At 66.7% G+C, this 21,880-nt stretch carries 28 protein-coding genes and 1 riboswitch; of the genes, 17 read left to right on the forward strand and 11 right to left on the reverse strand.

Annotated features, from left to right (window positions below; translation table 11 throughout):
* Window positions 1-26 precede the first annotated feature (26 nt).
* From AC3A6P_RS32655 to AC3A6P_RS32675, 5 genes are all read left to right on the forward strand, one after another.
* Window positions 27-1,247 carry a DNA polymerase domain-containing protein gene (locus AC3A6P_RS32655; RefSeq protein ID WP_487696539.1) on the forward strand — a complete coding sequence of 407 codons (1,221 nt, stop codon included), beginning with the start codon at window positions 27-29 and terminating at the stop codon, window positions 1,245-1,247.
* A gap of 112 nt (window positions 1,248-1,359) precedes the next feature.
* Window positions 1,360-1,785, forward strand: coding sequence for an STAS domain-containing protein (locus tag AC3A6P_RS32660; protein WP_487696540.1), 426 nt, complete (start codon window positions 1,360-1,362; stop codon window positions 1,783-1,785).
* 126 nt (window positions 1,786-1,911) lie between these two features.
* Window positions 1,912-2,286 carry a malate dehydrogenase gene (locus AC3A6P_RS32665; RefSeq protein ID WP_487696541.1) on the forward strand — a complete coding sequence of 125 codons (375 nt, stop codon included), beginning with the start codon at window positions 1,912-1,914 and terminating at the stop codon, window positions 2,284-2,286.
* Window positions 2,287-2,289: 3 nt separating this feature from the next.
* Window positions 2,290-3,363 (forward strand): NAD-dependent epimerase/dehydratase family protein, encoded by a 1,074-nt coding sequence (locus AC3A6P_RS32670; protein ID WP_487696542.1) that lies wholly within the window; start codon window positions 2,290-2,292, stop codon window positions 3,361-3,363.
* 49 nt (window positions 3,364-3,412) lie between these two features.
* Entirely contained in the window at window positions 3,413-4,351 is a 939-nt protein-coding gene (locus AC3A6P_RS32675) for a DUF808 domain-containing protein (RefSeq protein ID WP_487696543.1), read from the forward strand.
* Here AC3A6P_RS32675 and AC3A6P_RS32680 read toward each other — a convergent pair.
* A complete protein-coding gene (locus tag AC3A6P_RS32680) occupies window positions 4,348-5,238 on the reverse strand; it encodes a LysR family transcriptional regulator ArgP (protein WP_487696544.1) in 891 nt (296 codons plus the stop codon). The genes AC3A6P_RS32675 and AC3A6P_RS32680 overlap by 4 nt on opposite strands.
* A gap of 282 nt (window positions 5,239-5,520) precedes the next feature.
* Between AC3A6P_RS32680 and AC3A6P_RS32685 the strand changes: the two genes are divergently transcribed.
* Complete coding sequence (locus tag AC3A6P_RS32685) at window positions 5,521-5,919, forward strand: heme-binding protein (protein WP_487696545.1); 399 nt, start codon at window positions 5,521-5,523, stop codon at window positions 5,917-5,919.
* A gap of 55 nt (window positions 5,920-5,974) precedes the next feature.
* Here the strand turns inward: AC3A6P_RS32685 and AC3A6P_RS32690 are convergent, their stop codons facing one another.
* Together AC3A6P_RS32690 and AC3A6P_RS32695 are read right to left on the reverse strand one after the other, a co-directional pair.
* The gene (locus AC3A6P_RS32690) at window positions 5,975-6,313 is read right to left on the reverse strand and encodes a DMT family transporter (protein ID WP_487696546.1); all 339 of its coding nucleotides are present in this window, start codon (window positions 6,311-6,313) and stop codon (window positions 5,975-5,977) included.
* 2 nt (window positions 6,314-6,315) lie between these two features.
* Entirely contained in the window at window positions 6,316-6,630 is a 315-nt protein-coding gene (locus AC3A6P_RS32695) for a DMT family transporter (RefSeq protein WP_487696547.1), read from the reverse strand.
* Window positions 6,631-6,643: 13 nt separating this feature from the next.
* Window positions 6,644-6,709: riboswitch (guanidine-III (ykkC-III) riboswitch) on the reverse strand.
* Window positions 6,710-6,859: 150 nt separating this feature from the next.
* Between AC3A6P_RS32695 and AC3A6P_RS32700 the strand changes: the two genes are divergently transcribed.
* The 6 genes from AC3A6P_RS32700 to AC3A6P_RS32725 are packed head-to-tail and all read left to right on the forward strand — an operon-like array spanning window position 6,860 to window position 11,024.
* Window positions 6,860-7,507: an ABC transporter permease gene (locus AC3A6P_RS32700; protein ID WP_487696548.1), complete on the forward strand. Its 648-nt coding sequence runs from the start codon at window positions 6,860-6,862 to the stop codon at window positions 7,505-7,507.
* Complete coding sequence (locus AC3A6P_RS32705; protein ID WP_487696549.1) at window positions 7,504-8,676, forward strand: ABC transporter ATP-binding protein; 1,173 nt, start codon at window positions 7,504-7,506, stop codon at window positions 8,674-8,676. Before AC3A6P_RS32700 ends, AC3A6P_RS32705 begins: the two co-directional genes overlap by 4 nt.
* The gene (locus tag AC3A6P_RS32710) at window positions 8,673-9,440 is read left to right on the forward strand and encodes an ABC transporter permease (protein ID WP_487696550.1); all 768 of its coding nucleotides are present in this window, start codon (window positions 8,673-8,675) and stop codon (window positions 9,438-9,440) included. The genes AC3A6P_RS32705 and AC3A6P_RS32710 overlap by 4 nt, the downstream gene beginning before the upstream one ends.
* The gene (locus AC3A6P_RS32715) at window positions 9,440-10,417 is read left to right on the forward strand and encodes a glycine betaine ABC transporter substrate-binding protein (protein ID WP_487696551.1); all 978 of its coding nucleotides are present in this window, start codon (window positions 9,440-9,442) and stop codon (window positions 10,415-10,417) included. Before AC3A6P_RS32710 ends, AC3A6P_RS32715 begins: the two co-directional genes overlap by 1 nt.
* A 49-nt stretch (window positions 10,418-10,466) precedes the next feature.
* Window positions 10,467-10,676, forward strand: coding sequence for a hypervirulence associated TUDOR domain-containing protein (locus AC3A6P_RS32720; protein WP_487696552.1), 210 nt, complete (start codon window positions 10,467-10,469; stop codon window positions 10,674-10,676).
* Between the two features lie 9 nt (window positions 10,677-10,685).
* Entirely contained in the window at window positions 10,686-11,024 is a 339-nt protein-coding gene (locus AC3A6P_RS32725) for a DUF3140 domain-containing protein (protein ID WP_487696553.1), read from the forward strand.
* Window positions 11,025-11,033: 9 nt separating this feature from the next.
* On the opposite strand, the gene AC3A6P_RS32730 is transcribed toward AC3A6P_RS32725, so the two are convergent.
* Both AC3A6P_RS32730 and AC3A6P_RS32735 read right to left on the reverse strand, forming a co-directional pair.
* Entirely contained in the window at window positions 11,034-11,306 is a 273-nt protein-coding gene (locus AC3A6P_RS32730) for a WhiB family transcriptional regulator (protein ID WP_487696554.1), read from the reverse strand.
* 139 nt (window positions 11,307-11,445) lie between these two features.
* Window positions 11,446-12,003, reverse strand: coding sequence for a type 1 glutamine amidotransferase domain-containing protein (locus tag AC3A6P_RS32735; RefSeq protein ID WP_487696555.1), 558 nt, complete (start codon window positions 12,001-12,003; stop codon window positions 11,446-11,448).
* A 202-nt stretch (window positions 12,004-12,205) separates the two neighbouring features.
* On the opposite strand from AC3A6P_RS32735, the gene AC3A6P_RS32740 reads away from it, so the two are divergent.
* Window positions 12,206-12,805, forward strand: coding sequence for an Rv1733c family protein (locus AC3A6P_RS32740; RefSeq protein ID WP_487696556.1), 600 nt, complete (start codon window positions 12,206-12,208; stop codon window positions 12,803-12,805).
* Between the two features lie 9 nt (window positions 12,806-12,814).
* Here the strand turns inward: AC3A6P_RS32740 and AC3A6P_RS32745 are convergent, their stop codons facing one another.
* From AC3A6P_RS32745 to AC3A6P_RS32755, 3 genes are read right to left on the reverse strand one after another with little or no spacing between them, the layout of a single operon-like run.
* Complete coding sequence (locus AC3A6P_RS32745) at window positions 12,815-13,417, reverse strand: energy-coupling factor transporter transmembrane component T family protein (protein WP_487696557.1); 603 nt, start codon at window positions 13,415-13,417, stop codon at window positions 12,815-12,817.
* Entirely contained in the window at window positions 13,414-14,109 is a 696-nt protein-coding gene (locus AC3A6P_RS32750) for an energy-coupling factor ABC transporter ATP-binding protein (protein ID WP_487696558.1), read from the reverse strand. Before AC3A6P_RS32750 ends, AC3A6P_RS32745 begins: the two co-directional genes overlap by 4 nt.
* A complete protein-coding gene (locus tag AC3A6P_RS32755; protein WP_487696559.1) occupies window positions 14,096-14,701 on the reverse strand; it encodes a biotin transporter BioY in 606 nt (201 codons plus the stop codon). The genes AC3A6P_RS32750 and AC3A6P_RS32755 overlap by 14 nt, the downstream gene beginning before the upstream one ends.
* Window positions 14,702-14,942: 241 nt before the next feature.
* Between AC3A6P_RS32755 and AC3A6P_RS32760 the strand changes: the two genes are divergently transcribed.
* The 3 genes from AC3A6P_RS32760 (at window position 14,943) to AC3A6P_RS32770 (ending at window position 16,687) form a co-directional block, all read left to right on the forward strand.
* Window positions 14,943-15,680, forward strand: a complete 738-nt coding sequence (locus AC3A6P_RS32760; protein ID WP_487696560.1) for a cutinase family protein — start codon at window positions 14,943-14,945, stop codon at window positions 15,678-15,680.
* A 154-nt stretch (window positions 15,681-15,834) separates the two neighbouring features.
* Window positions 15,835-16,299, forward strand: coding sequence for a hypothetical protein (locus tag AC3A6P_RS32765; protein ID WP_487696561.1), 465 nt, complete (start codon window positions 15,835-15,837; stop codon window positions 16,297-16,299).
* 58 nt (window positions 16,300-16,357) lie between these two features.
* On the forward strand, window positions 16,358-16,687 hold the full coding sequence (locus tag AC3A6P_RS32770) for a helix-turn-helix domain-containing protein (protein WP_487696562.1): 330 nt from the start codon (window positions 16,358-16,360) through the stop codon (window positions 16,685-16,687).
* Here AC3A6P_RS32770 and AC3A6P_RS32775 read toward each other — a convergent pair.
* Entirely contained in the window at window positions 16,684-17,274 is a 591-nt protein-coding gene (locus AC3A6P_RS32775; protein WP_487696563.1) for a ClpP family protease, read from the reverse strand. The genes AC3A6P_RS32770 and AC3A6P_RS32775 overlap by 4 nt on opposite strands.
* Window positions 17,271-17,873 carry a ClpP family protease gene (locus AC3A6P_RS32780; RefSeq protein ID WP_487696564.1) on the reverse strand — a complete coding sequence of 201 codons (603 nt, stop codon included), beginning with the start codon at window positions 17,871-17,873 and terminating at the stop codon, window positions 17,271-17,273. The genes AC3A6P_RS32775 and AC3A6P_RS32780 overlap by 4 nt, the downstream gene beginning before the upstream one ends.
* Before the next feature lie 106 nt (window positions 17,874-17,979).
* Here AC3A6P_RS32780 and AC3A6P_RS32785 point away from each other — a divergent pair, with 106 nt between their 5' ends.
* Window positions 17,980-19,584 carry an MFS transporter gene (locus AC3A6P_RS32785; RefSeq protein WP_487696565.1) on the forward strand — a complete coding sequence of 535 codons (1,605 nt, stop codon included), beginning with the start codon at window positions 17,980-17,982 and terminating at the stop codon, window positions 19,582-19,584.
* 3 nt (window positions 19,585-19,587) lie between these two features.
* Here AC3A6P_RS32785 and AC3A6P_RS32790 read toward each other — a convergent pair whose 3' ends face one another.
* Window positions 19,588-21,813 (reverse strand): S15 peptidase family protein, encoded by a 2,226-nt coding sequence (locus AC3A6P_RS32790; RefSeq protein WP_487696566.1) that lies wholly within the window; start codon window positions 21,811-21,813, stop codon window positions 19,588-19,590.
* Between the last annotated feature and the right edge of the window lie 67 nt (window positions 21,814-21,880).

The following is a 21,880-nucleotide window of genomic DNA, read 5'->3' on the forward strand; positions in this document are numbered from 1 at the left end:
AACAACCGCGCAATTACCATGAGGGCATGGCCGGTCCGCTGCAGTGGGAAGTGGGCGACCGAACTGTCACCGTCACCAATCCAGACAAGATCGTTTTCCCCGACGCCGGGGTGACGAAGCGAGACCTGATCACCTATTACCTGTCCGTCGCCGACGGGGCGCTGCGCGGTGTGAACGACCGGCCGATGATCCTGAAACGCTTCGTCAAGGGCATCACCGAAGAGGCGGTGTTCCAGAAACGGGCGCCGGAGAAGCGCCCGGACTGGATCGACGTCGCCGAGCTGAAGTACGCCTCCGGCACCTCGGCCAAAGAGGCGGTGCTGCGCGAGCCGGCCGGGCTGGTGTGGGCAGTCAACCTCGGATGCGTCGACCTCAATCCGCATCCCGTGCGCTCGGGCGATCTGGAGCATCCCGACGAACTGCGCGTCGATCTCGATCCCATGCCGGGTGTCACCTGGCAACAGATCCTCGACGTGGCGCAGGTGGCCAAAGAGGTGCTCGAAGATCACGGCCTCACGCCGTGGCCGAAGACCTCCGGCTCACGCGGCTTCCACATCTACGCCCGCATCCACCCGCACTGGCCGTACAAGCAGGTGCGGCTCGCGGCCGAGACGGTGGCCCGTGAGGTCGAACAGCGCGCGCCGCAGCTTGCCACCAGCCGGTGGTGGAAAGAGGAGCGCGAAGGCGTTTTCGTCGACTTCAATCAGAACGCCAAGGACCGCACCGTGGCCTCCGCCTACTCGGTGCGCTCGCGTCCGGACGCGCGGGTATCCACGCCCCTGCACTGGGCCGAGGTCCCGGATTGTGCGCCCGAGGCGTTCACCATCAAGACGGTGCCGGCCCGCTTCGCCGAGATCGGCGACCCCTGGGAGGGCATGGACGACGCACCCGGTGACCTCACGAAGCTGCTGACATTGGCCGAGGAACTGGGCCCACCGGAGAAGGCGCCCAAAGGTGCCCGCAAGATGCCGCTCATCGAGGTGGCCCGCACCAAGACCAAGGACGAGGCGCTCGCCGCGCTGGAGACCTGGAAACAACGCCATCCCGGTGTCGCGGCGCGCCTGCAGCCCATCGACGTCCTGGTCGACGGAATGCGGGGGCCCAGTTCCATCTGGTACCGGATCCGGATCAATCTGCAGCACGTGCCCGAAGGGCAGCGCCCGCAGCAAGAAGAGTTGATCGCCGACTACTCCCCGTGGGAGAACTACTCGGGCGCCCAGTTCAGGCCAAGGGAATCTCCTCAGTGAAAGTCTTACTGAAGCGTTAGTCCCTACTCCCAAGTACCTTAAGTTGGCCCCATACCTTGGGTGACACGGTGAAGTGACAGCCACTTCACCAGTCCTCGAGGGGAGGCGCTCCATGGCTACCGCGTTCCGTTATGGCAACCCGGCCGTCGAATGTGCTGGCGCTCAGGTCCGCTCACAATGCCGGCAACTTGCCACCGTTGTCTCGGTGACCGGCGATGTGAGCGCAAAGAATGTCGATGAACTGATCCGGCGGGTCACCCGGTCCGTGATCAGCGAAAAGCCTTACGTTCTCGACCTCAGCGGTGTGACGTCGTTCGCACCGATCGCCATCTCGCTCCTCACTGCCGTGGACGAGGCCTGCCGCCGTACCTCCGACGAATGGATGCTGATCCCCAGCCAGTCGGTGGCGGACATGCTCCAGGCGGGCATCCAGACCCACTTCCCCACTGCCGCTTCGGTTCCCGATGCGCTGCAGTGCTTTTCAGACGCGATGACCGAACGCCGCCGGCTGCTGCCGCTTCTGGCCAAGACCGCTTAGACCTCCAAGGAGTCACCATGTTGATCGACGTTCGTTGGCTCGCTTACCTGATCAAGGGTCGCCACAGGGCCGCACACGCGGGCCGTCCCTGAGATTCACCGGCCATGGGACGGGTAGCCCCGTCCCATGGCTTCTTCCACAACATCTCCTGCACATTCACTGGCCACCGGCCTGGGCGTCGTCAGCATCGGCCTCGGACTGACCGAAGCCCTGGCACCGGGACGCATCACCAAACTCGTAGGCGCGCAAGGTGCCAGCCATTCCATTGTCCGCGCGCTGGGCGTACGCGAAATCGGCCACGGGGCCGCGATTCTGCTCGGATCACCTCGTCTGGTGTGGACCAGGGTCGCCGGCGACGCCCTGGACCTGGCGGTATGGGCCCGCGCAGCGGCCAAGTACCCCCGGGCACGCGGACGGCGGGGGGCGCTGATCGCCCTGAGCCTGGCCGGCATCGCCGCCGCCGATGCCTATGCCGCCGTGCGCACCAACCGCGTTGTCTGACGCATGCGGATCGTCATCACCGGCGCCACGGGCAATGTCGGCACCGCACTGCTGAACCAGCTGGTCCGCTCCGGTGAACACGAGCTGGTTTCAGTGGTGCGCCGCCCGCCGCCACCCGAAGGGGTGTACAGCCAGGTGGCCTGGCATGTGGTCGACCTCGCCACCGCATCCGCTCCGCGCGAGCTGGCCCGCATCTTCGACGGCGCCGACACCGTGGTGCATCTGGCATGGGGATTCCAGCCCACCCGCAACACCGACTATCTCAGGCAGGTAGCCGTCGGCGGCAGCACCGCGGTGCTCGATGCCGCACACCACGCGCAGGTGGCGCAGCTGATCCACATGTCGTCGGCGGGGGCGTACGCACCTGGACGCTACGGACGACGCGTCGACGAGTCCTGGCCCACGACCGGTGTGCAGGCATCGCCGTACAGTCGCTTCAAGTCGACCGTCGAAGCGGCTCTGGACGACTACGAACGCCGCCAGGGTGACCGAGCTGTTCCCATCACGCGCTTACGGCCGGGATTCGTGGTGCAGCGTGTTGCCGCCAGCGGTCTGATGCGCTACGCGTTACCGCCTTTTGTGCCAATGCAATTGGTGCGTCTGCTGCCACTGCTACCCGTCGATCGCCGGCTGTGTTTTCCCGTCATCCACGCCGATGACGTGGCCACCGCGGTGGTTCGGGCCGTCGAGACCCGGGCGACGGGTGCGTTCAACTTGTCTGCCGATCCACCCATCGGCCGCGACGAGATCGCCCACGTCATGGATGCCCGGCCGGTACATGTCCCGTCCGGACTTCTCGGTGCGGTGGTGGACCTGAGCTGGCGGGCGCGGCTGCAACCGGTCGACCGCGGCTGGGTCGACATGATCTTCACGGTTCCGCTGTTGGATTGCGCTCGCGCGCACACCGAGCTGGGCTGGCAGCCCGCATGGTCTTCGACCGACGCCCTGGCGGACCTGTTCGCCGGGATCGCCGACGAAGCGCACACCTCGAGTGCCCCGCTGCGTCCCCGGTCGATGGTGGAGCTGTTGCGCCGGACGGTGTCCGACGGATTGATCTCCCAGCGCAGGCTGCCGTGAAGCCGGCGCGATCCCACGTCCGTCACGTGCTGCCGGTAGCCTTCAGGTCATGAGCGCCGGTCTGTTCGGGCTTCTCGACGACGTTGCCGCGATCGCACGACTGGCGGCTGCGTCAGTCGACGACATCGGTGCCGCCGCGGGACGTGCCACCGCCAAAGCCGCCGGTGTCGTCATCGACGACACCGCCGTGACGCCGCAGTACGTACAGGGCATCGAGCCCAAACGGGAACTGCCGATCATCAAGCGCATTGCCCTGGGCTCGCTGCGCAACAAATTGGTGTTCATCTTGCCGGCCGCGCTGCTGCTCAGTCAGTTCGCGCCGTTCCTGCTCACCCCGATCCTGATGTTGGGTGCCACGTACCTCTGTTTCGAGGGCGCCGAGAAGATCTGGGGCAGGATCGCCGGCCACGACGCGCATGCGACTCCGGTGGCAGCCGCCGGTGAAGACGCCGAGAAGTTCATGGTGACGGGTGCCATTCGCACCGACTTCATCCTGTCGGCCGAGATCATGGTGATCGCGCTCAACGAGGTCGCTGATCAGTCGTTCTTCCCGCGGCTGATCATTTTGGTGGTGGTCGCGTTGGTGATCACTGCCGTGGTCTACGGCGTCGTGGCGGGCATCGTGAAGATGGACGACATCGGGTTGCACCTGGCCCAGCGGAGCTCGGCGTTCGCGCAGAAGGTCGGCCGCGGACTCGTCGCAGCCATGCCCAAACTGCTGACGGCGCTGTCGGTGATCGGCACCGCCGCCATGCTGTGGGTCGGCGGACACATCCTCTTGGTCGGCGTCGACGAACTCGGATGGCATGCCCCGTACGAACTGGTGCACCACGCCGAGGAGGCCGTGCACCACCTCGCCGGCGTCGGCGGTGTGCTGGCGTGGCTGATCAACACCGCCGCCTCGGCGGTGATCGGCCTGGTGGTCGGCGCTCTCGTCGTGGCGGTCATGCACGTCCTACCGTTCGGTAAGAAGAAAGCCGCGCACTAGGACCGCAGCACGGCGGCGGCGGCGTGCACCGCGTCGGTGATGGCCGCGACGGTGGTGCTGTCGAGTTTCCAGCACTGCCAGTACAGCGGAACGTCCAGGTAAGCCTCGGCCAGGCGGACAAAGGAGCCGTCATCCAGCGCCGGGGTGGCCAGTTGCTGCGGGTACATCCCCCAGCCCAGCCCGGCGCGCACCGCCGCGCCGAATCCCTCCGCGGTCGGGATGTAGTGCACCGGTCGTGCGATGTGGCGACGGAAGATCTTGCGGATCAACATGTCCTGTAGAGCGTCGTCGCGGTTCCAGGCCAGCGACGGCGCTTGCGCCACGCTTTCTCTGCTGAGCCCGAGAGCGAAGTGGTCGCTGAGGTAGCCAGGGCTGGCCACCGGGATGTATCGCATCACCCCGAGCGCGTGGGCCCGGCAGCCCGGCACCGCGGTGCGTTCGGTGGTGACTGCGCCCATCGCGGCGCCTTCGCGCAGCAGTCGTGCGGAATGGTCTTGATCCTCGATGCGCACGTCGAGCAGGACGTCCGGCAGGCCGGCCAGGACGGCCGTGAACCAGGTGGCCATCGAATCGGCGTTCACCGCGATGGCCACCCGCGTGCGCTGTACCGATCCGCCTGCGGTCTCGGCGAGCGCTTCGGCCTCCAGAAGAGCCGTCTGCGCTGCCAGCCTCAACAGCGGCACCCCGGCCGCGGTGACCCGGCACGGCTTCTCCCGGACCACGAGAACCTGACCGACCCGCTGCTCCAGCGCCTTGATGCGCTGACTCACCGCCGACGGCGTGACGTGCAGTTTGTCGGCGGCGGCATCAAAACTGCCGAACTCGACGACCGCCGACAACGCCGCCAGCTGATCGGCTCCGAGCCGGTTCTCGTAGTTCTGGGCCATCCGATTCCTCACGTCGCGTGTCACAAGTTCATCACGATCGACATCACGATCATTTAAGGATCCGCGGCAAACTCTGAGAAATCTCAAGCGTTGTGCAGCTTTATTCGCCGTCGGCGTACCCGAAACCCCGGATTGCGGGGAACGTCACTCCCGTTGGGTGTAACGCCCGCCGACGCCGGGAATCCTGCCTCTTCATCCGAAAAGAGTGTGAGTTTCCCGCCTGTACCGTGGTTTTCGGGACGGGGAAGCAACGTTTGTCACCAAAGCGAAAGAGAAGTGATCATGAAGTTCAGTGGCATCTCCGCGCGTCGGCGCATCGCCGCAGCCGCGGCCGGCTGCCTCTTCGGGGGCGTGGCGGCAGCAACCATCGTCGCTCCGACGGCCTCCGCGGCTCCTGATTGCAGCCCGGCCGGCATCAACGGCACCGTCGACTCGGTGACGGTCGCGGCCCAGCAGTACCTGGCCGCACACCCGGGCGCCGGTGGCGTGGTCTCGGCCGCGGTCACCCAGCCGCGGGACGTGGCTGCAGCCAACATCCGCAGCTACTTCACGTCCAACCCGACGGAGTACTACGAGCTGCGCGGCATCCTGGCCCCGATCGGCGACACCCAGCGCGCGTGCAACACCACCGTGCTGCCGCCGTACCTGGCCAGTGCCTACGAGGAGTTCGTCGCGGGCTGACCCCCGCAGCGTGAAACGACCCGTCGCCGCATCCGCGGCGACGGGTCGTCTGCGTTCAGACTCGGTGCGATTCAGACTCTTCGGGCAACAGCTTCAGCCCCGCGACACAGGCCACGATGCCGCTGAGGAACACCAGCTTCCACACCGACGCCGACTCGGCGCCGCTGATCACCGCATAACCGACGGTCAGTGCGGCTCCGAGTCCCGTCCACACGGCGTAGGCGGTCCCGATCGGGATGACGCGCACCGCCCAGCCCAACCCGCCGAGGCTCGCCACCAGCGCCACCGCGAAGACCACCACCGCGGTGGCATCGGTGAACCCTTGTGAATGGCCCAGCGCGGTGGCCCACACCGCTTCGAGTACGGCGCTGATCACCAGCACGATCCACGCCATGGTCAACTCACCACCTTCAGGCCCACGACACTGCCCACCAAGCCGATGAGTAGCAAGCTCCGGGCGGCCGTCGCACGTTCCTCCCCGGTGACGATGCCCCACAGCACCGTCAGGCTGGCGCCGACGCCCACCCACACGGCGTAGGCGGTACCGGTGGGCAGCTGGGTCATCGCATACGCCAGACCGATCATGCTCAAGACCATCGCGACGACGAACACCGCCACCGCACCGAGGCGGCGAAACCCACGCGACGCCGACAGGGCGACGGCCCATACGGCTTCCAGGACTCCCGCGATCACCAGGACGAGCCATGCCATGACAAGACCTCCTTGTGAGTCAGTCTTGTCCGGTGCGGGTACTGCTCCCTCGTCCGCGAGGCCATTTTCCGGCCTCCACGTGCGACGATACACCGGCGTTTCAGGCTCGTCATGTCCTCGAAACACTGTGCAGAACCGGTGCGACGCCGTTTTGTCCCGGCGTGAACGGGGTACGGGCGAGTGGGCGCCCGCCGGCGCGCGCCCGGCGAACCGGAGGTGAGTACGGCCTGTGCAGGCGCTTTGGGACTACATCACCGCGCACCACTCGCAACTGATCTTCGACTCGTATCAGCACGTCAGCGCAGTTGTGCAGAGCGTCATCATCGCCACTGCCGTCGGTGTGGTGATCGGAGTGCTGACCTACCGCAACGCGCTGGCGGCCAACCTGGCGACCGCCACCTCGAGCGTCATCCTGACCGTCCCCGCCTTCGCTCTGCTGGGCCTGTTGATCCCGATGTTCGGGCTGGGGGTGGTGCCCAGTATCACCGCGCTGGTGCTCTACTCGCTGCTGCCGATCATCCGTAACACCATCGTGGGCCTGAACGCGTTGGACCCCGCCCTGGTCGACGCAGCCCGCGGCCTCGGGATGGGCCGGCTCAGCACACTGGGCCGGGTGGAGCTCCGCCTGGTGTGGCCGTCCATCTTGTCGGCGATGCGGATCAGCACCCAGATGTCGATGGGCGTGCTGGCCATCGCCGCCTACGTCAAGGGACCCGGGCTGGGCAACCTGATCTTCGCCGGACTGGCCCGCGTCGGAAGTCCCACCGCCGTTCCGATGGCGCTCACCGGCACATTGCTGATCGTCGTGCTCGCATTGCTTCTCGACGCACTCCTGGTGCTCCTCGGGCGCCTCACGACATCGAAAGGTATTCGATGACAATCCAATCCGAGGTTTCCGGAGTACGCATCGTCCTGGACAACGTCTCCAAGGTGTACCCGAGCGCCGATCATCCCGCCGTCGAGGACGTCTCGATGGAGATCCCCGCCGGCGAGATCGTCGTCTTCGTCGGACCCTCGGGATGCGGCAAGACCACGACGATGCGGATGATCAACCGCCTCAGCGAACCGACCTCGGGCCGCATCCTGATCGGCGACAACAACGCGCTGTCCATCAAGCCCACCGACCTGCGCCGGTCCATCGGCTACTCCATCCAGCAGGCAGGGCTGTTCCCGCACATGACGATTCGGCAGAATGTCGGCCTGGTGCCCGGGTTGCTGCGGTGGGACCGCAAACGGATCGCCGCCCGGGTCGACGAACTGCTGGACCTGGTGGGCCTCGAGCCGTCCCAGTACGCGGACCGGTATCCGCGACAACTCTCCGGTGGTCAACAGCAGCGGGTCGGGGTGGCGCGGGCGCTGGCGGCCGATCCGCCGGTGCTGCTGATGGACGAACCGTTCGGCGCCGTCGACCCGATCACCCGCAGCACGCTGCAGGACGAACTCTTGCGCCTGCAGTCCGAACTGCACAAGACGATCGTTTTCGTGACCCACGATTTCGGTGAAGCGGTCAAACTCGGCGACCGTATCGCCGTGCTCGGGCAGCGCTCGAAGATCCTGCAGTACGACACCCCGCAGACCATCCTGGCCAGCCCGGCCGACGATACGGTGGCCGGCTTCGTCGGATCCGGTGCGTCGCTGCGCCAGCTGGGACTGATGCGTGTCGAGGATGTGGAACTGCGCGCCCATCCCGCCGTGCACCGCGACGACAGCATCGGTCAGGTGCGGAAAACACTGGCCGACAGCGAATTCGACTGGGCAGTGGTGTTGGACGAACGTGACCGGCCGGTGAGCTGGGTGCGTGAGAGCGAACTCGCCCACGCCCAGACTCTCGGCGAGGTCGTCGAATCACTGGACGTCGTGAGCACCCGGTCGACATTGGAGGACGCGCTGGAAGCCATCCTGGCCGAACAGCACGCGTCGGCGGTGGTGGCCGGCGCGGGTAGCCGGTACGCGGGGGTGGTGACCCTGGACACGCTGATCGACACCATCACGGGCCTGCGCGCCGAAGCCGATGCCAAAACCAGTGCCGGAGAGCACGAGTCGTGACGAGCACGGTAGACGCGGAGGCCCCGGCCGCGACACCCGCCGAGCGGCTGCGGCTCTGGGTGCAGCCGGCGCTGGTGCTCATCGTCGCTGCGGCGGTGCTGTTCTGGGCGTTCAACCGCGACCTCACCGCCACCCAGCAGGAGAACATCAACCCGGCCAACGTCGCCACCCTGATCTGGCAGCATCTGCTGATCACCGCCGCCGTGACGGCCATCGTCCTGGCGGTCGGTGTTCCGGTCGGGGTCCTGGTCACGAGGCCGGGGGCAAAGATGTTGCGGCCGTTGTTCATCGGCATCGCCAACATCGGCCAGGCCGCACCGGCAATCGGCCTGCTGGTGCTGCTGTTCCTGTGGACCGCGCAGACGGGCTTCTGGATCGGTGTCCTGCCGATCGCGCTGTACTCCCTGCTTCCCGTCTTGTCGAGCACCATCCTGGGGGTGGACCAGGTGGACCGCGCGTTGATCGACGCCGGCCTGGGACAGGGCATGTCCCGTCAGGCGCTGCTGTTCAGGGTGGAACTACCCCTGGCGGTTCCGTTCATCCTGGCGGGTCTGCGGACCTCACTGGTGCTGGCCGTCGGGACCGCCACCCTGTCGTTCCTGGTGAACGCCGGCGGCCTCGGCATCCTCATCGACACGGGCTACAAGCTGCAGGACAACGTGACGCTGGTGCTGGGCAGCGTGCTGGCCGTCTGCCTGGCCCTACTGGTCGACTGGCTCGGTGGGCTCGCCGAGTTCTACCTCGGCCCCAAGGGGCTGCGCTGATGCGCCGCGCGGGGTGGGCGCTGCTGATGGCGCTGATCTGCGCCGTCAGCCTGTCCGGCTGCGGTCTGGGCGCGGGCAGCACGGTGCCGTTGCGGGTGGGCCCCGGCTCCGTCACACCCGATCCCGAACTGGAAGGTGTGGCGATCACCGTCGGCTCCAAGGAGTACACCGAGCAGGTGATCATGGGCTACATCCTCGAGTACACCCTGGCCGCGGCGGGCGCCGACGTCCGCGACCTGACGGGCATCGTCGGTTCCCGCAGCACCAGGGAAGCTCAGCTGTCCGGCCAGGTGGATGTGGCCTACGAATTCACCGGAAACGCCTGGATCAACTACCTGGGCCACGAGAAACCGATTCCCGACACCCGCGAGCAGTTCGAAGCGGTGCGTGACGAGGACCTCGAGCGCAATGACATGGTGTGGCTGGAGCCCGGCCCCATGGACGACACCTACGCATTGGCCGCCAACAGGGCGACCGTGGAACGCACTGGTGTTCAGACACTTTCGCAGTACACCGAGCTGGTGCAGCGTGATCCGGGGGCCGCCAGGACGTGTGTGGACACCGAGTTCCGGGCCCGTCAGGACGGCTTTCCCGGCATGGCCGCGGCCTACGGCTTCGATCCGGCGCGGGTGCCGACACCGATTCTGCAGGTCGGAATCATCTACCAGGCCACCGCAGACGGGAACCAGTGCGATTTCGGCGAGGTGTTCACCACCGACGGCAGGATCGCCGCGCTCGATCTGGTGGTGCTCACCGATGACAGGCAGTTCTTCGCGCACTACAACCCCTCGGTGACCATGAAGCGCGAGTTCTTCGAGGCACATCCGCAGATTGCCGAAGTAACCGCCCCGGTGACCGCCGCACTGACCAACGAGGCGATCATGGACATGAACAAACAGGTCGACGTGGACGGGCGCGACCCCAGCGTGGTCGCCCGCGACTGGATGGTGGCCAAGGGTTTTGTGACCGATCCCTGACCATTCGTCACCGATCGTTGAGACCGGCCCCTGTGGGTATCCGGCTGCCATGAGCAAGGATTTCAAGAAGGGCGACAAGGTCACCTGGCAAAGCCACGGCAGCACCGCCGAGGGGACCGTCGAGGAGAAGATCACCTCGGATACCACCGCCGCAAAACGCACCGTCCGCGCGTCCAAAGACGATCCCCAGTACCGGGTCAAGAGTGACAAGAGCGGCAAGGACGCTGTGCACAAGCCCGAAGCGTTGAAGAAGAAGTAGAACGCAGCGATGGCCGTCAGCAATCACCAGGACACCTGGAACGACTTCAAGAACGCGGTGAACATGACCGCCTCGGAACTCGAGAAGTGGCTCGACACCGACGATTCCAAGAAGGTGGGCCAGAAGTCCGACGGCGGCGAGTCAACCGGCCACCAGAGCGGCCGCCACATCGTCAGGATCCTCGAGAAGGCGAAAGCCGACCTCACCGACGCCGATTACGCCCACATGCGCACCGTCGTCGGGTACATCAAACGCCATCTCGCACAGGGTCCTTCACACGATGTCGAGAACAGTGCCTGGCGGTATTCGCTGATGAACTGGGGTCACGACCCGGTCAAGAAGTCGTGATCACCGGCCTCAGGCCCCTCGGCTCTCCGTCATCGCCTTGAGCGCCCGCGACCGTTCGCGGGCGGTCATCGCCCCCCACACCCCGAAGCGCTCCGGCACCTGCAGCGCGTGGTCGCGGCAGGTCGCCAGCACGGGGCACGTGCGGCAGACACGTTTGGCCTTCTCCTCGCGTTCCCGCAGCGCCTGACCGCGGTGATCGTCGGGGAAGAAGACGTGTGCCGGGTAGGCGCGACACCGCCCCTGCAACTGCCACTCCCAGTCCGACTCGAGTGCCTTGGGCAACCGTCCCTCGTCCGGTCGGCATTCGCTGCTCAACGGTGTCCTCCCCACAGCTCCGGTATCGGGCACACCCATCGTCACGTCGATCGGCCGTCGGACCTACACATCTGCTCGTGGTGAATTTTGGAACGGCCGGGCGAACTCAGGTGCGCGCCGGGGTAGCGGCGAACTGATCGGTGATGGCCTGGCAGAAGGCCGGCAGATCGTCCGGGGACCGGCTGGTGATCAGGTTGCCGTCGATGCAGACCTGTTGATCGACCACCGTCGCGCCCGCGTTGCGCAGGTCGGTGCGGATGCTGGGATACGACGTCAGCGTCCGGTCGCGGACCACGTCGGCTTCGACCAGCGTCCACGGTCCATGGCAGATGGCGGCCACCGGTTTGCCCGAGCGGACGAAATCGCGGACGAAGGCCACCGCGGACTCTTCGAGACGCAGTTTGTCCGGATTGACCGTCCCGCCCGGCAGCACCAGACCGTCGAACTCGTCGACCCGGGCGTCGCCGACCACGCGGTCCACCGCCACTGTGCCTGCGGGCTCGAGGTCGTGGTTGAAAGCCTGGATCTCATCCGGCTTGATGGACAGCAACTCGACCTGTCCGCCCGCCGCGACCACGGCGTCTCGCGGTTGTTCGTACTCGATCTTCTCGACTCCGTCGGCGGCCAGAATGGCGATCTTGCGGCCCTGCAGTTCGTTCGGCATCAGAGTTCATCCTTTCCTCGACTACGCGAGGGACTACCCGCAGCACTGGTGTCGAATCGCACGGGCGTGAGCGGCGAGCTAACGGGTAACCGGTTGTGATGTTCGTCGCCGTAGCGCTGCGTGACTGGCGCGCGCTAATGCAGTGGTGACAGCATGGAAACACAGTCGTAACACATCCAGGTCGTGGTTAGAGGTCCCATCGATGCGGCATTCATCCTTCGTCTCGCGCTGCCGGTGGTTCGTCCGCGCCCTCGGGCGTAACCCACTGCTGCGGCCCAGCGACCGCATGGAAGCCCTCGCCGTCGTGATGGTGTTCGTGGTTGCCCTCCTGGCCATTCCCTTTGCGTCACAAGCGGGCGACAACACCTACGACGCACGCATGCGCATCATCGACGAACAGCTGCGCACCCGGCATTCGGTCGAAGCCGTCGCCGTCGGCAACAGCGGCGCGGCCGCACCCGGGCGCTACAACCGTCCCGGCCCGGTTCGCGCCGAATGGCGTGAGGGCACCGAGGTCCGCAGCGAGATGATCACCAGCCCGGTCGCCGTCCGCAAAGGTGACCCCCTGACGGTCTGGGTCGACACCACCGGTGCGGTGGTGCCTGCTCCGGAGACTCCTCAGGTGGCCAGTTCCATTGCCGCGGGCAGGACGTGGACCGTGTGGCTGGGTTCGGTGGGCCTGACGATCCTGTTGGCGTGCGCGGCCCGATGGGCACTTGACCGGGCGCGCGCCCGGTCGTGGGAACGTGAGCTGCTGCTGTTGACCCACAACGATGACGGCTGGGCCAACCGCCACACCTGAGCTGTCATCTCAGTCCAGGCCACGAGCGGTCAACGCTTCGGCGAAACCGTCGGCCGTGCGCAGGGCGGCCACCACCACCGGTGCCACCACGATTCGCGGTGAGAAGCGCAGCCCACGGGCCCGACGGGCCTCTTCGACCTGACGTACGGTCTCCACCATCAGCGGGATCGCCCGGATCGTCAGCGCCAGCGCCAGCGCCACCTGCTCGACCGGAAATCCGAGGCGCCCCAACGGCCGCATCGCGGCGGTGAGCGCGGCCAGCATGTCGGTGGTCCGCGTGGTGGCGGTGACGACTGCAGCCAGAGCCACTGACAGCAGCAGGATTCCGCACACCACCACGGCACGATGCCAGTCGGTGAACAGCAGTTGGAAGCCGAACACGAACGCCACCACCCACAGCACCGGACGCAATTGTGCTGCCGCGGTGCGCACGCCGATCCGGGCGACGGCGTACAGCCCCAGCACGCCGACAGCGGCGGCACCGAGCCGCAGGGGTGTATCGACGAGCACCGTCATGAGCGCGATCACCGCGCCGAGACCGACCAGTTTGATGCCCGCGGGCAGCCGGTGCAGCGGCGTCGTTCCCGGTTGGTAAACCCCCAGCACGGTCATGTCATCAGCGCCCGGTAGGCCGCCAGCGCCACCGACGGCGTGTCATCGGCGACCACTTCCCCGTCCTCGAGAACGAGGACGCGGTCGAAGTCGTCGACCAGATCGAGGTCGTGGGTGACCACCACCAGTTGGGTGTCCAACGTGGCGAAGGCCGCCCGCAGCATGCGCGCGTTACGCAGGTCGAGCAGCGTCGTCGGCTCGTCGGCCACCACGATCTGCGGGTCGGTGACCAGCACGCTGGCCAGGGCGAGAAGCTGTTTCTGCCCACCGGAGAGCAGGTGCGCGGGGTGGTGGGCGTGCCCGGCGAGACCGAATCGCTCGAGCACCTGTCGCGTCCGGTCGGCGCGCTCGCCGCGGCTGAGGCCGTGGCGCGACAGCGACAGCTCGATGTCCTCGGCCACGGTCGGCATCAGGATCTGCCGGTCGGGGTCGGTGAACACAAATCCGACGGCGCGGCGCACCTTCCGGGCCGCTCGCCGCGTATCGAGTCCGTGAACTCGTACCGTTCCGCTGTCGGGGACCACCAGCCCGTTGATCATCCGGGCGAGTGTCGACTTACCGCTGCCGTTGGCGCCCACCACGGCAATCCGGTGTTCGGCCAGCGCCAGCGAAACATCTTTGAGGACAACCCGTTCCCCGAACGAGTGACTGACCCGGTCGAAGACGATGCCGGTGCCGTCAGGTGCCGGCACGACGGTCACGCCACGGGGTGATGAGGCCGGGCCGGGCCCGGTGCACCTGTGCGGCCACGAACGCGGCCACCACCGCTTTGGCGAGATCGCCCGGGATGTAGATGCCATTCGTCGACAGGGCCGCCCACCAGGACATGTCGGTCCGGATCATGAGGCCGACGGTGCCGAAGGCGTAGATCACCACCATGCCGCCGACGACGTTGATCAGGATGCCCCAGAACACTCGGTAGCGCGGGATCATCAGCGCGGTGAGTGCGCCGATGACGATCACCGCGGGCAGCCAGCCGACGAAGAATCCGGCCGTCGGCGAGGCCAGGGACACCAACCCGGTGCGGGCGCCGGCGAGGATCGGCAGGCCGGCGATGGCGAGAATCGCGAACAAGGCGACTGCCAACGCGCCCTTGCGCGGTCCGAGGATCGCGCCGGCCAACATCACCCCGAGGGTCTGCAGGGTGATCGGTACGCCGCTGGGGCCGATGGTGAGGGTGCCCGGCAGCCCGAGGGCGGCGATCAGGGCGGCGAAGACCGCGGCTTGGGTCAGGTCGGCGGGCGTGACGGCCGCCCGTTGTAGCCACGATGGTCCGGTCTGCATTCGAGGCATTATCGTCGCCCGGCCGTGCGCCGGGGACCGCGCCCTCCCCTCGCCGCGGTGCACCCGGGGCAAGCAGGCCGCCGCCGGGGGCGATCCAGGCCGAGCGGGGTTGCCTCTACCGGCTAGCTGGAATAGCTGATTCCGACTAGCGGTTGCGCAGGGTGGATGCCAGCGTCGATGTGCCAGCACGCCGTTCGCGGGAGTCTTGTTTCACTCATCAAGTCCTGCGAAAGGTACGAGCATGCGAAGCCCGTTCAGCGAGAAGTCAACCAAGCGGATGGCGAGCGGATTGGGCGCGGCCGCAGTGGCTTTCGCCGCCCTGGCCGGACCCCAGGCCGCCGGCGTGGCCGTTGCGGCTCCGTCACCGGCGTGTCCCGATGTCGAAGTGGTGTTCGCGCGCGGCACTTTCGAGGCACCCGGCGTCGGCGACACCGGCCAGGCGTTCGTCAACGCCCTGACCTCTCGCCTCCCCGGCAAGTCCGTCGATGTTTACGCCGTGAATTACCCTGCCTCGCTTGACTTCCAGGCCGCAGCCAATGGCGTGGCGGACGCCAGCAACAAGATCGAGTCGGTGGCGGCAAGCTGCCCGACCACCGATATCGTGCTCGGCGGTTACTCACAGGGCGCAGCGGTGGCCGGCTACACGACGTTCGACGCCGTGCCAGCGGGGTTGAATCTGCCCGCCGGACTGGGGCCGATGCCGCCCGCCACCGCCTCGCACGTTGACGCGGTGGTGCTCTTCGGCACCCCGGACACCTGGTTCCTGAATCTGGTGGACCGCTCCGCTCCGCCGATCACCGTCGGATCGCTGTATTCGGCAAAGACACTGCAGCTGTGTGCGCAGGGCGACCCGGTGTGCTTCCCCGGCGGCTTCGATCGGGCGGCCCACAGTTCGTACAAGAACAACGGCATGGCCGACCAGGCCGCGGACTTCGCCGCCCGGTCGATCGGTGGTTCCGCAGCGGCTTCCGGGGTTTGATCGACACCATAATTGTCGTTCGCGCAAAACCAGAGTGAAATTTGTTTGTTAGTGAGGTTTATTCAAACCGTTATCTGGCAAATCTTTAGCCAGCGACCACACCGGCCGCCCGGATCCCACAGCGATGTTTTCCACCTCTGAATAGGACACTCCCATGAATACCGTCCTCTATTTCAGCCCGAATGGTGTCGCCTACGAAACCCGCGCGTTCACCAGGGCTGACATCTCCGAACTGGTCACCGATCACGGCCTGGAAAGCCTCACCAGTGCCGACCGGCAATTCGACTTCTGGTTCGCCCCGACCACTCGGGGATGCCAACGCCGCGTCAATCGCAGCGCCACGGAAATGCTGCTGGCAACCACTAAGTTCGATGCCAAGACAGTCCCACTGCTGCGCGGTGCGGTGGTGATCGCCACCCACGATTCCGAGGGCGATCTGGACGGATTGAGCTGGCGGCAACTCGACCTCCTGGCCAAACGCCTGCACGCCCTGACCCGTAGGGACAGCCGGGCCCTGAGCCGTCGTATCGGGCACGACATCGAGCGCCGGCAGAAGACCCGCACTCCGCAGCCCGCACCCCGGCGTCCGGTGCACGCCGGCGGCCTCACCCCACGCTGAATTCCGCCCACCGCGAACAGCGGCGTCGCGACGGTGGATAACGCGTGATGATGGCCCCATGGGCCAGGTCACCCGCATTCACGCGGACCGTCGATCGCAGCCGGCTCCCGAACCGGAGCCGCTGTGGCGGGAACTGCTCGGGCGTCGGCTGCGGGCCACGCGTGAACACCGAGGCGACCGGCTGGTGGACGTCGCCGAGCGCGCCGGGGTTTCCCCGCAGTACCTCTCCGAGATCGAACGCGGCCGCAAGGAGCCGTCGAGCGAAATGATCGCGGCGGTGTGTGGAGCCCTGGAGATCAACCTGATTCGCCTACTCGGCGCGATCTCGGCCGACCTGAGTCGCCCCACCGCCCGGCCGTCGTCCGGCCCGGTGCTGCTGGCCGCTTAACTCCGCTCCTGCAGGACACGGTCGGCCAGGCCGTACGCCACCGCTTCGTCCGCGGTGAAGACCCGGTCGCGATCGGTGTCATGGCGCAATTGCTCGAGTGCCCGCCCGGTGTGCCGCGCCAGGATGGTCTCCAGCTGATTGCGCACCCGCACCACCTCGTCGGCCTGCAGGATCAGATCGGGAATGGTCCCGCGCGACTGGGCCGCCGGCTGGTGCAGCACCACCCGGCTGTGCGGCAACACCGATCGGCGACCGGGTGTGCCCGCAGCCAGGAGTACCGCACCCGCAGCCACGGCCTGCCCGATGCACGTGGTGGCCACGGGAGCCTTGATGAAACGCATCGTGTCGTAGACCGCCAGCATCGCCGACAAGTCGCCGCCCTCGGAATTCACATACAGGCTGATCTCCTGCTCGGGATTGTCCGCCTCCAGATGTAGCAGCTGAGCGATCAGTGCGTTGGCCACCCCGGAATCGATGGCGGTGCCCAGATAAACGATGCGCTCGGTGAGCAGATGCGAGTACACGTCCATGATGCGCTCACCGGAAGTGCTGCGCGCGATGACATTCGGGATCGTGTAGGTGCTCATGCGCTGATCCCGAACGATGACCTGTGGGCGGGGACGATCTGGCCGAATTCGGTCACCACCCGGTCCACGAAACCGTATTCGCGGGCCTGCTCGGCGGTGAACCACCGGTCGTGCAAGGAGTCGGTGAAGATGCGTTCGACGTCCTGGCCGGTATCGGCGGCTATCAACCCCAGCACGGTATCTCGGGTATGCCGGAGATCGTCGGCCTGAACCTCGACCTCCACTGCCGAACCGGCGATACCCGACGAACCCTGATGCATGAGGATGCGGGCGTGGGGCAGCGCGAACCGTTTGCCCGGCGTTCCGGAGGACAACAGGAACTGCCCGGCGCTGCACGCCAATCCGAGCGCCAGCGTGCTCACATCGCAGGGCACCAGGCGCATCACATCGCGGATGGCCAGCATGGACGGCACCGATCCGCCGGGTGAGTGGATCCACAACGCGATGTCCTGATCGGAGTCCGTCGCCAGCGAGAACAGTTGGGTGACCAGAACGGTGCCATTGTCGTCGTCGAGCGCGCCGTCGAGGACGAGCACACGTTTGCGAAACAGATCGTCACGCAGTTGTTGGCTGAACAGTCGGGGTTTGTCGTCGGTCATGGTGTCGACACTGCCGCAGCTGTGGGCGTTTTCGCCGCCCACGCTGCTGTGGGCAGAACCGAGCGCCCTTCTACAGTGGTCACAGGGCCTCACAGGGGAGCAGCGGATGACATCGGCGGGCACATCGACATCGTCCACCTCGACATGGGCACCCTTGCGATCGCCGGTCTATCGCGCCCTGTGGATTGCGCAGCTGGTTTCCAATCTCGGTACCTGGATGCAGACCGTGGGCGCGCAGTGGATGCTCGTCGAGGACCCGCGCGCCGCGGTCCTGGTGCCGTTGGTGCAGACCGCCACCACGCTGCCGGTGATGCTGCTGGCCCTGCCGTCGGGTGTGCTGGCCGACCTCATCGACCGGCGCCGACTGCTCATCGCCACCCAGGGGGCGATGGCCGCGGGCGTGGGTCTGCTCGCCTCGTTGACGGGTGCCGGGTTGACCACTCCGGCGGTGCTGCTGACGTTGTTGTTCCTGGTCGGCTGCGGGCAGGCGCTGGTGGCGCCCGCCTGGCAGGCGATCCAGCCTGATCTCGTTCCCGCTCAACAGATTCCGGCCGCCGCTGCGCTGGGCAGCATGAGCATCAACCTGGCGCGGGCCATCGGGCCCGCGATCGCCGGTGTACTGGTGTCCCTGTCGGGCCCGACGCTGGTCTTCGCTCTCAACGCCGTGTCCTTCGCCGGGATCGTGATCGTGCTCGTCTCCTGGCGACGGCCACCGGTCGAGCAGAACTATCCGCCCGAGCGGGCGCTGGCCGCCCTCAGCGCAGGCGGGCGTTTCATTCGCAGCTCACCGATCGTGCGGCGGATCCTGTTGCGCGCGGCGTTGTTCATCGCACCGGCCAGCGCCCTGTGGGGGCTGCTGCCCGTGGTCGCGGCCAGTCAGCTTGGGATGTCATCGTCGGGCTATGGGTTGTTGTTGGGCGCTCTCGGAGCCGGGGCGGTGCTCGGCGCGTTCCTGCTTTCACGATTGCGGACCCGGTTCGGCCAGAACATATTGCTGACGGCCGGTGCAGCGGGATTCGCGGTCACCACCCTGGTGCTGGCGCTGGTACCGAACTTCGTCGCTGTGCTGGTGGCCTTGCTGGTGGGCGGCGCCTCCTGGTTGCTGTCGCTCTCGACACTCAATGCCTCGATGCAACTGAGCCTGCCGTCGTGGGTTCGTGCCCGTGGATTGTCGGTGTATCAGCTGGTCTTCATGGGCGGGCAGGCGGTGGGGTCGCTGGTGTGGGGTCTGGTCGCCGGAGCCACCACCAGCGTCACCAGCCTGGTGATCAGCGCGGGATTGTTGGTGATCTGCGGGTTGTCCTCGCTGTGGTGGCCGCTGCACGCCAAGACCGGCGACCTGGACCTCACACCGTCATCGCACTGGCCCGAGCCCAACCTGATCTTCGACCCCGAACCGCTCGACGGGCCGGTGCTGGTGATCACCTCGTACCACGTCGCCCCGGCGGACGAGGACGCATTCCTGACAGCCATGGACGTCCTGGGCCGGTCCCGGCAACGCACCGGCGCGGCACAGTGGCGGCTGTTCCGCAGCATCGAGCACGAGTCGACGTTCGTCGAGACGTTTGTCGTGCGGTCCTGGGGTGAGCACATGCACCAGCACTACACCCGGCTCACAGGTCAGGACCGGCTGATCGAGGAGGCCGTCGAACGGTACACCGACGGTGTGCCGGTCTCCGAGCATTATCTGGCGGTACGCGGCAGGCGGTAGCGCTCAGGCCGCAACCTCTGAATTGGTTTGTGCCGCCTCGTCTCTCAGCGTGGGCAGGCTGATCGACATACCTTCGACCGTGATCGAACCCCAGTTGTAGAAGTTGAAGAACTTGACCGACGACGTGACGATCTGCACTGTCACCGACTGGCCCGGCTGGAGCGTGTGGGCCACCTGCTCCAGCGAGTACGTCACGGTGTGGGTCTTTCCGTCCAGCACGACGGGGATCGGGGTGGCGTGATTACCCAAAACCAGACCTGTCTCGTCATCGACGATCTGTGCGTACACATGCTCGGCGGTGCCGGTGCCGGAATAGGTCAGGGTCAACGTCGGGGCCCCCACCACGTAGGTCAGCCTCTTGGCATCCGGAACGCGGAGGTTCACGGCATTGGTGGCGGCCGAAGCCGTGGGCAGGCCGAGCAGCGCTTGGATGGGGTCCTCTCGGAGGATCAGCCAGTTCGGGCCCGACCCGCCGAGGAACGGGATGTAGGGCAATGTCTTGCTCCCGGTCGAACGGGCCACGATCGGTGTCTGGTCCTTCTGCGCCGGGTAGGTCTCCGATTCGTGCCAGGTGCCGAGCTGGTCAACCCATTCGAACTGCGGTCCCACGTCGGACGCTTTGTCGTTCCTGACGTAGCGGTCCAGCCAGTCCAGCGTGCGATCGAGCACGACGTCGCCGCGGGGATCGTCGCTGAGGCAGGCGCCGTGGCCGCCGCAGTACCAGATGACCTTGGTGGTGGTGCCGGCCTTGATGAGTTGGCGGGCAACAACATCGGCTTGATCGAGGGTGAACAACGTGTCGACGGTGCCCTGGATCAACAGCGTGGGCGCGGTGATGTCCTTGATCTGGTCCTGATACCCGAGGTCGGTCACGAGGTCGATATCGGACTGCTGGGCGGTTCCGAACAGCACCCCCATGACGGCCACCGGGAAGATGCGCGGATGTTCGCGGGCCAACGTCAACAGCAGCACCGACGGTAGCAGGGTGCCCCAACTGCTGTTGACCGCGCCGCGCGGGAACAGCACGTCCACCAGACTGTTCCACGCGATCGTCGGAACGATCGCATCGACGCGGTGATCGATTGCGGCAGTGGCCAATTGGATTCCGCCGCCATACGACGCGCCCACCATTCCGATTCGCGGATCGTAGTCGGCGTCGATTTGCGCTTCCGGCAGCGATGCCACCCAGCTGATGATCGCCGAGACGTCGCGTCCCTCCAGATCCGGCGAGTTCAGATGCATCACCCCGCCGGAATGCCACTCCCCGCGCGGATCCCAGGTCACCACGTTGTACCCGGCGCCGCGCAGGGCACCCACGCCGATCACATCGTTGGGCAGCAGGCCGTCCCACTCCAGGTCCAGTGTCGTCGCTCCCGGCAGTCCCAAGCCGGGGCCGTTCAGCACGGTCGGCGCTTTATCCCCCGCCTCGAGCCCCCGCGCCGGCATGAAGTTGACGTAGATCTCGGTGCCGTCGAAGGAGGTCACCCGCACCGTACGCGGCCGAGGCGCCCCGGGTGGCGCGTCATGGTCGATCGGCCATCCGATCAACGGATGCAGGGCCTCGCCGACGAGCGGGATGGCATGGATGAATTGGACGATCGGCGTCACGATGAGCCGGCCCGCGACCGGAATGGTCTGCAGCCACTGCAACGGCGCCACGACCTCGGTGACCTCGACATCCGTCGGGACGGGGTAGGACTTCTCGGTGACCTCCCGGCCGGCGCCGACCACCGGCAGAACCAGCGACACCGCTGCCGGGCTGTCGGGTTCGTCGTCCCGCAGGGGGTGCTCCACCGTCGTGCTGTCGAGTTCAGTGGCGACAACCTCGGCCGGTTCGTCGGCGGCGGTATCGACCGGTTCCTCGGCGGCGTCCTTTTCGACAGCGGGTTCGCCGTCGTCCGCCTGTTCGACCGCGCGCTCGCGCTCGGTGTGCCCCCGGGCCGTCTTGCGGTCTTTCCTGCGTTCGCCGGCGTCCGTGTCGTCCTCGTCGGCTTTCGGATCCGGATCCTCCTGAGCTTTCGTATCGCTCTTGGTCGTGTCGTGATCCCTCTTGTGCTCCCGCTTGTCCGAGGACGGCTCCTGCTCGGCGCTCGCGGACGACGACGTCGACCCGGCTGAGGTCGCGTCCTCATCGGCCGCCGCGACCGCGGCCCCGGTGAATATCGCCGCCCCGATCCCGAGCGCAACCGCCAACCCACCGACGCGTCCTACGTATCTCCCCGCTCCCATCCTTAGTGCCTATCAAGCCGGCACTACCTCGCGGGACACTTTCGCGAATCTGTCAACGGTGAATTCG

Source organism: Mycobacterium sp. Soil_C_30 (assembly GCF_057656995.1).